The organism is Rhodococcus aetherivorans (genome assembly GCF_011058165.1).
Taxonomy (GTDB): Bacteria; Actinomycetota; Actinomycetes; order Mycobacteriales; family Mycobacteriaceae; genus Rhodococcus; species Rhodococcus aetherivorans.
The window spans coordinates 36,208-44,201 of sequence record NZ_JAALEG010000049.1; the positions used below are offsets into that span (position 1 = coordinate 36,208).

The 7,994-nt window shown below is 72.1% G+C and carries 4 protein-coding genes; 2 read left to right on the forward strand and 2 right to left on the reverse strand.

From position 1 onward, the window contains the following. Window positions 1–199 precede the first annotated feature (199 nt). Window positions 200–3,670, reverse strand: coding sequence for a serine/threonine-protein kinase (locus tag G6039_RS18590; protein WP_043799592.1), 3,471 nt, complete (start codon window positions 3,668–3,670; stop codon window positions 200–202). Window positions 3,671–4,711: 1,041 nt separating this feature from the next. Here G6039_RS18590 and G6039_RS18595 point away from each other — a divergent pair. Further along, entirely contained in the window at window positions 4,712–5,428 is a 717-nt protein-coding gene (locus G6039_RS18595) for a hypothetical protein (RefSeq protein ID WP_006936541.1), read from the forward strand. Then, entirely contained in the window at window positions 5,425–6,777 is a 1,353-nt protein-coding gene (locus G6039_RS18600; RefSeq protein ID WP_043799595.1) for a nitroreductase/quinone reductase family protein, read from the forward strand. The genes G6039_RS18595 and G6039_RS18600 overlap by 4 nt, the downstream gene beginning before the upstream one ends. A 364-nt stretch (window positions 6,778–7,141) precedes the next feature. Here G6039_RS18600 and G6039_RS18605 read toward each other — a convergent pair. After that, window positions 7,142–7,994: CHAD domain-containing protein (locus G6039_RS18605; protein WP_164528096.1), on the reverse strand; the 853-nt coding region annotated here is incomplete at its 5' end.

Genomic DNA, 7,994 nt, shown 5'->3' on the forward strand with positions numbered 1-7,994 from the left:
CTCTCGCGCACCCGATCGTCCACCGAACACCCCGCGCGGCAGGTTCTGACGCACGCATCGACCAGTCTGGCGGGTGGCGCGACGAGGCCGGGCGTTGGTCCGCAGGTTCGCGCCCTCTCGCGGTCGGAGTGGGGCCGCGGGATGCGGGTGGATGCGCCGCTGAGGTTGTGGACGATGCGATGAGCGCATGGGCGGGGCATCACGGTTCTGTCGGGGTGACCGCGTCCCAGAATCGGTCGGGCACCGCGGGCCACTCGTCTCGCCACCGCCCGGCCTCCCAGTCCGCGCGCAGATCCGAGAGCAGCGCCACCAGGTGCGGCCCGCCGTCGAGCAGGTAGCGCACGATGCCGAGCGTGGCGCATTGCGCGGTGATCGTCGCGAGCAACTCTTTGGCCTCGTCGGCGCGGTCGGCCGCGGCGAGGGTGTCGACCAGCAGCCGCCGTGCCTGCAGTAGCGCCCGCGGCCGGCCGGCGTCTGCGAGCATGTCCACCCATTCCTGCGCCCAGGTGCAGGCCAACTCCGTCGACGCCGGTGTGTCGTCGTCGAGCAGTGCCCAGATGGCGACGGTCTCGTCGAGTTGGGCGGTGATCGCGTCGACCCCGTGCACCGGCCGGCGCCGCTCCGGATAGGCGATCGGGGGGCGCGGGGGAATGCCGGCGGTCGGGGGCAGCCGCAACCGTACGCGTTCCTCCTCGATCCGGGCCCGCAGCCTGGGTAACGTCAGCGTGTGCGCGGCCCGAGCGCCCGCATCCAGGCGCTGCGCGGCCGCCGCGCGATCGCCCCGCACCGCCTTGATCCGGGCGCCGATCGCGTACCGGGCCACCTTGAAGTCCACGGCACCGCCCTCGTAACCGAGCAGGTAGGCCTCGTCGAGGAGTCGTTCCGCCTCGTCGAGGCGGTCCTGCTCGTACAGCAGCTCGCCGAGCAGTGACGCCGCGAGTCGGGCGGCGAGAGAGTGCCCGTCGCCCCGGCTGCGGGATACCCGCAGACCCTGCCGGAACCGCTCCTCGGCGGTGGCGATGTCGAGTCGTTCGTGCGCGGCGAGGCCGAGGCAGCAATAGCTGTGCATGTGGGCGTATGGCCCGTGGTTGCGGGCGTGGTATGGCGCGGCCCACTCCTGAAGCCGCTCCGTCGCGTCGAAATCGAACCGGTAGATCGCGGCCATGCTGGCGAGGTTCGCGGCCGCGGACACTACCCAGGGTGAGAGCGAGTCGGCCCGGGCCAGGCTGGGGCGGACCAGCTCGTCGATGGTGTCGAAGCGGTCGCACCGGGCCGCTACGACGGCACGCACCACCCCGACTTCGGCTCGCAGGTCCTCGGTCTCGTCGGCGGTGAGAGGCGCGGTGGTGAGGAGGGATTCGACGGCCTCGAGGGCCTGTTCGGCGGGGCGAACGCGGTTCAACAGGATCGTGGTCCATGCCACCATCAGTTGCAAGCGGGGGCGGTTGGACAGCACCGCCGGGGGTAGCTTGTCGAGAAGCGCCAGCGTGGACGTCACCTGGGAGTGCTCGAGCAGGCTCGCGCCGTGCCGTTCGACCAGGTCGACGGCCATCTCCTGATCCCCCGCGGCCTGGGCGTGGGTCACCGCGTCGCGGATGATCGCGTGCTCGGCGAACCATTGGGCCGCGGTGCGGTGCAGCTGCGTCACGCGTTCGGGGGTCTCGCGTTCGATTCGGCGTTGCAGGAACTCTCGGAACAGGTGGTGGTAGCGAAACCAGGTGCGGTCCTCGTCCATCCGGCGCAGGAACAGGCCGCGGTCCTCGATCTCCTCGAGCAACGACTGGCATCGAGTCGTTCCGGTGAGCACGGTTGCCAGCTCTGCAGAGACGTATTCGCAGATGCAGGTGGCGAGCAGGAACTCGAGAATTCGGGGTTCGAGGGTGTCGAGGACGTTCTCGGCGAGGTACTCCCCGATGACATGGTGGCGGCCGGTGATTCCGCGGATCAGCTCTGCCGGATCGTCGCTGTCGCGCAGCGACAGCGAAACCAGCTGCAGCGCGGCCACCCAGCCGCCGGTGGCGCGGGTCAGTGCGTCGACGTCGTTGTCGGTCAGGCGGAGTCCGGCCAGCTCGACCAGCAGCCGTCGTACCTCCGGAGGGTCGAACCGCAGGGTGGCCGCGTCCACCTCGATCAGCTCGTCGCGCAGCCGCATGCGGCTCAGCGGCAGTCCGGTGCGCGCCTGGCTGGTCACGATGATCTGCAGGTGATTGGGGTCGGCGTTGTCCAACAGGTACGCCATCGCAGCGATGGTCGCGGAGTCGGAGACTCGGTGCCAGTCGTCGATGATCAGAGCGACGTGCTCCTCGGACTCCTGGATTTCGTTGATCAACGCGGTGAGCACATACTGCGTGGCGTCGTCGCCGTACTCCTCGAGGACCGCGCCGAGATCCTGGGCCAGGGCCGGCCGCACCTGTCGGAGGGATTCGAGCAGATGCGCCAGAAGCCGCACGGCCCCGTTGTCGTCACTGTCGACGGACAGCCAGGCCACCTGGACGCCGTTGTCGGCCAGTTCGCGCGACCATTGTGCGGCCAGGGTGGTCTTGCCGAAGCCCGGCGGGGCGGTGATGGCCGTCAGGATGCGCCGCCCACCCACACGCAGCAGCCGCAGCAGGCGCTCGCGGACCACCAGGGGGCGGGTCGCCGTCGGTGGGCGCAGCCGCGTGGCAGGCACCGGTGGGGTCAGCCGGCCGGATCCGGTCCGCCGCCGGCGGCCGGTGCCGGTCGTGGCGCGGGGGTGCGCGGCGCCGAGGTCGGTGGGCTCGCTGGCATCGGGCACCGGTAGCTCGTCCACCGGCAGCCCGTGGTCTTCCTCGACCGCACGCAACTGCTCGCCGAATGCGGCGGCGGTGCCGGTGCGTGAGGTCGGATCCCGGTCCATCGCGCGCTCGAGCATCTCGCCGACATCATCCGGGATGCCGGTGCCGCCGTGCAGGTCAGGTGCCGGCCCGCGGGTGATCCGTAGGAACTGCGCGACCACGGATTCGCCGCGGCGCCTCTCGTACGCCGCGTGCCCGGTGATGGCACAGAACAAAGTCGCGCCGAGCCCGTACACGTCCGCCGAGCGGGAGGGGGATTGTCCGGCGAGCACCTCCGGGGCGGTGAACGCCGGAGATCCCGTGACCGCGCCGGCGGCGGTCTCGAAAGCCCCGGCGACCCGAGCGATTCCGAAGTCGGTCAGCTGCGGCTCACCATAGTCGGTGAGCAGGATGTTCGCCGGTTTCACGTCCCGGTGCAGCATGCCCATGCGGTGCGCGGTCTCCAACGCGCCGGCGATCTTGACGCCAATCCCGAGTGCGTCCTCCCACCGCAGTGGGCCCTGCTCCCGGATCCGGGCCTCGAGCGAGTTGCGGCGGTGGTACTCCATCACGATGTACGGCTGACCGGATGCGGTGGCGCCGACCTCGTGGACGGTGACGATATTCGGGTGGCCGGACAGCCGCCCCATTGCGCGCTGCTCACGCAGGAAGCGTTCGAGGTTGTCGGGGTCCGGTTCCGAGGTCAGCACCTTGATCGCCACGGTGCGGTCCAGGGCGGGCTGCCGACACCGGTAGACGACGCCGAAACCACCCCGGCCGATCTCGTGCACGTCCTCGAACCCGGCCGCGACAAGTTCGGCCACGATGCGCGGCGGGGTCTCCCGCTGCGTCGCCAGCGGATCGCTCTCGGCCATCGGCTGCCTCACTCATAGCCGGGGTTGGTCGAATGCCCTGATCATATCCCCGTGGGATCGGAGGCGGGGCGATCGAACGGACGACCAGCGGCCTGTCCATCGAGGGAGTGGGCATTGTCGGCGGGCACCCACGCCTGGGGTCGCATGTTCCCCGAGAACCATTGTGCGGCAGCAGAACCCGACTCGTCGACCTACGCGTCCGCGTCGCGGCGGCGTCGGCCGCGACGCCGAAGTCGGCTGTCGGCCGGTTGTCGGCCCCGGTTGGCCATTCGCCGATACGCGTGACGCACCGCCTTCTCAGCGGACGCTCAGCGAGCGGTTGGCCGCGCGGCGGCGACGTCGGTGTGTTGGCCGCACCCCAGAGCTGGAGCTGGTACGAGGGGCCTCGTCTGTCGCCAGGATTCGGCGCGGAACGGGTCCTCGAGGATGATCGGGTAGCCGGGGACAAGACTGTTCACCTCGTCTTGGCCGGCGATGGTGTATCCGGCAGTTCGGGGCCGGCGGGGACCGGGTCCGGGCGTCGGGCGGGTTTGACGCCGCTCGAGGCTCGGAGGGCACCGTGCAGCGTCACCCGCAGCGGATTCTGGGCGGCGTGTGCGAGGAGGGTGTGGAACTCGACGTCGAACCTCAATGGCTCTTTCGATGAGAGCGATTCGCTTCCCCGACCTGCCGTCGACCTCCCTGACCACGCTGCAGGAACTGGACTTTCACCCACCGCGGCAGTCATGACCGCGCCTGCGCACACCGCACTCCCGCGGTGGAAGGCGGGACCGGCCCGCAGCTGGGCGGCGTTCCCGCTCGCCGCCTGTAGTGGCGGTTTCTGGGGTCGTGTGGCTTCTTCGGCAGATCGGCACGAGATCTCGTGCCGATCTGCCGCGATGCGCACCTACAGTGGGTGCACCCACCGCAACCGCGGTCGGAGAAGGGCGCCGTGCACACCTTCGAGGATCCGAGGTGAGAGATGACTGCATCCGAAGCCGGTTCCGCGGAATACGTAGTCGAGTCGACCGGCGCCCCCGTGACCGCCCCGGGGTGATTCGGGTGACCACCGCAGAGAACGCCGAGTCCGGCGGCAGCCGGCAGCAGGTCCGGCCGGGTGCCGCCACCGGGACCGTGGTCGCCGTGTTCGGGGCGCTGGCCGCCCTGGCCGGCATCGAGCACGGGGTCGGGGAGATGCTTCAGGGCTCGGGCCCACCGCCGGGGTGGGTGATCCGGTCCTGGCCCGAGCACGCGGCGTTCGAGGCCCTCGGCGGCGAGCCCGCCCTGACCGTGCTCCCCGACCTGCTGGTCTCCGGGGTCGTCACCGTGGTGGTGGCGACCGCGCTGGGTGCCTGGGCGATCGTCGGCGTGCACCGCCGGCACGCAGGGCCGCTGCTGCTCGGGCTGTCGTTGCTGCTGTTGGCCGTGGGCGGCGGGTTCGGGCCGCCCCTGCTGGGCATCGTCTTGGGCTTGGGCGCAGCCTGGCCGGCCGTATCCCCGCAGCACTTCGGCGCAGCCAGGCGCTCCCTGGCACGGATGTGGCCGTGGGCGCTGGGAGCCGGCGTGGTCGGCTACCTGGGATTGGTCCCGGGCACTCTGGTGATGCACGCGGTGTGGGGTTCGACGAGTCCTGCCGGGGTGTACGGGCTGATGGTGCTGGCCTTCGGCGGGGTGATCCTGGCGCTGCCGGCGGCCCGGGCCCGCGACCGGCTCGAGGCCGGGCGCGGCGTCGCACACGCGCAACCCGGCAGCGGCCACCGCAGCAGGGGCACCCGATGACCTTCCGTGCCCGACCGCACCAGATCGCCCCCGGCGTCCACCTGCTCCGGGCCGGCCGGAGCGCCGCCGCCTCCAACGTCTACCTGATCGCGTCGGGGTCGACGTGGGTGTTGGTGGACGCGGCCTGGGCCGGCAGCGCCGAGACCATCACCGCGGCGGCGGAGTCGCTGTTCGGCACGGGCACGAAGCCGGCGGCGATTCTGCTGACCCACCTCCACCCGGATCACTCCGGGGCCGCCGGGGCCCTGGCCCGGACCTGGGGGGTGCCGGTGTACGTCCACCCCGCTGAGCTGCCGATGGCCCCGGGCCGGTACCTGCCGGAGTACACGATGCCGCTGGACCGGTGGGTGGTGATCCCGCTGATGCGGCTGCTGCCCCGGCGGACTCGGGCCCGGATCGAACAGGCGGGCAGCCTCACCGACGTGGTGCGTCCGCTGGGGCCGGGCGGCGTGGTGCCGGCGCTGCCCGACTGGCAATGGGTGCACACCCCCGGGCACACCCCGGGTCACGTGGCCTACCTGCGACGCAGCGACGGCGTGCTGATCGCCGGGGACGCCGCGGTGACCGTGGACCTGAACTCGGTCCTCGGGACGCTGACCGGCCGGCGGCGGCTCGCCGGACCACCCCGGTACACCACCTGGGACCAGCCGGCGGCGGTGCGGTCCGTCGCTGCCCTGGCGGCGCTGGAGCCGCGGGTGCTCGCTCCCGGGCACGGGCTGCCGCTGGCCACCGCAGCGGCCGAGGCACTGCACCACCTGGCCCGGAAACTGGACCGGCCTCGGGCCGGTCGGCTGCGCCGGGGGCTGCGCACGCTCCGGGTCGCTGTGGCCGCACCCCGGTACGGCGGAGCGGGCCGGTATCGGCCCCCACCGCTGGTGTACGCCCGGCTGCAGTGGCTGGGTCACGCGTTGACCCGGCTGCGGCTCAGCCCGCGATATGTCGTGACGCTCGAGGTTCCCGGGCGCCGCTCCGGTGTCGTGCGCCGGACCAACCTGGTGCTGCTGGACCACGACGGCGAGCAGTACCTGCTGTCGCTGGCCGGGCAGTCCCAGTGGGCCCGCAACGTGGGGGCCGCCGGCGGGCGCGCGATGCTGGCCCGCGGCCGCCGACGCAGGGCTGTCACGTTGGTCGAGGTGCCGGTCGCCGACCGGGCCGGCCTCCTCCGCGCCTACTTGCTGCGGCGCGGACGGCAACCCGGCAACCGACGGATCGCCCGGGAGGAGGACATGTACTTCGGCCTGGCCGGTGCACCCACCCTGGAAGAGTTGGCGGCTGTGGCACCGCGCTACCCGGTGTTCCGGGTCACCGACAGCGGACAGCCGGCCCACCAGACGAGAGCACCGCGATGACCGTCACCCGAAGAGCGGCCCCGCCCGGTACTGCGTTCCCCGACATTCGCCCACCTCCGGGGGACCTGGCGGCCCATGGCCGGCTACCGTCGCAGCCTGCTCGACGTCGAGCACCCGCCCTGTGCTTCGCCGGGGGTCGGACCCCCATCGCGGCATACGCCGCCATGCGGGTCCTGTGCGGCATCGCGGCGGTCGTCGCCATCGCCAGGTCGATCACGACCTCGCTCGGATCATGGATCGACCGACCCTCGCCGCGGTGGTGCAGTGACGGCTCCCGGGGATCGGCGCGGTGGTGCACACGGTGACCGAGGCCGGCAGCCTCGACGAGGCGCGCCGCCGCCTCGACCGGACCAGGGGGTGCCGCTCAGGTGGCCAGGTCGGCGGCGTGGCGACGGGCCCGCTCGGCCGCCTGCAGCTCGAGCCCGTACAGCAACCCGAAGGTGAACCCGTTCTCCCCGGGTGTGGTCCCGGCCCGGGCACCGAACTCGCGCAGCAGGTCGGTGGCGACGGCGCTGTCCCGATGTTCGCCGAGGACCTGCTGGATGTTCGTGTAGCGGGCGATCTTGCGCTTCGCGCGTGTGCGGCCCAGCAGCGGGGCAGCCAACTCGACGGCGTAGCGGGCCCGCTCGGCGGCCTTGCGGGCCCGACTCGGCGCCGCCTCGTCCTCGCCGGCGGCGGCGGCCCGCACCCGGCTCAGGGCCGTGCGTTCGGCGGTGCGCACCGCCTTCTCGATCACCCGCGCACCGTCCCCATGGTCGGTCAGCGGTGGCTGCGTGCGCCAGCGTGCCAGCGCGGCGAGCAGCATGCGATACCGGTCGGAGTCCAGGGCGCGCAGCACCTCGTCGAGGTGGCGGCGCTCGTCGGCGAGTAGATCGGTGTCGAGCCGGGACGCCACCGGGCCCATCACCACTTCCGGCGGCAGTGTCTCGAGCGCGGCGGCCAGCCGGGCGCGCTGCACCTGCCGATCCCGAACATGACCGAGCAGCCCGGAATACCAAGACAATTCGGAATCGAGCCAGGTGCGTTGCGCGGGTTCGAACAGGTCCTGCCACACCCGGAGGGTGCTGCGCAGCCGCCGGATACCGACCCGGGTGGGATGTATCGGGTCCAGACCGCGGCGCAGCCACACGTCCCCCGCGCCGATCGCCTCGATCTGGGCGTCGAGGTAGGCACCGAGCATCCGCCGCGCTGTGGGGGCCTTCCCGGTGGGGGTGTGG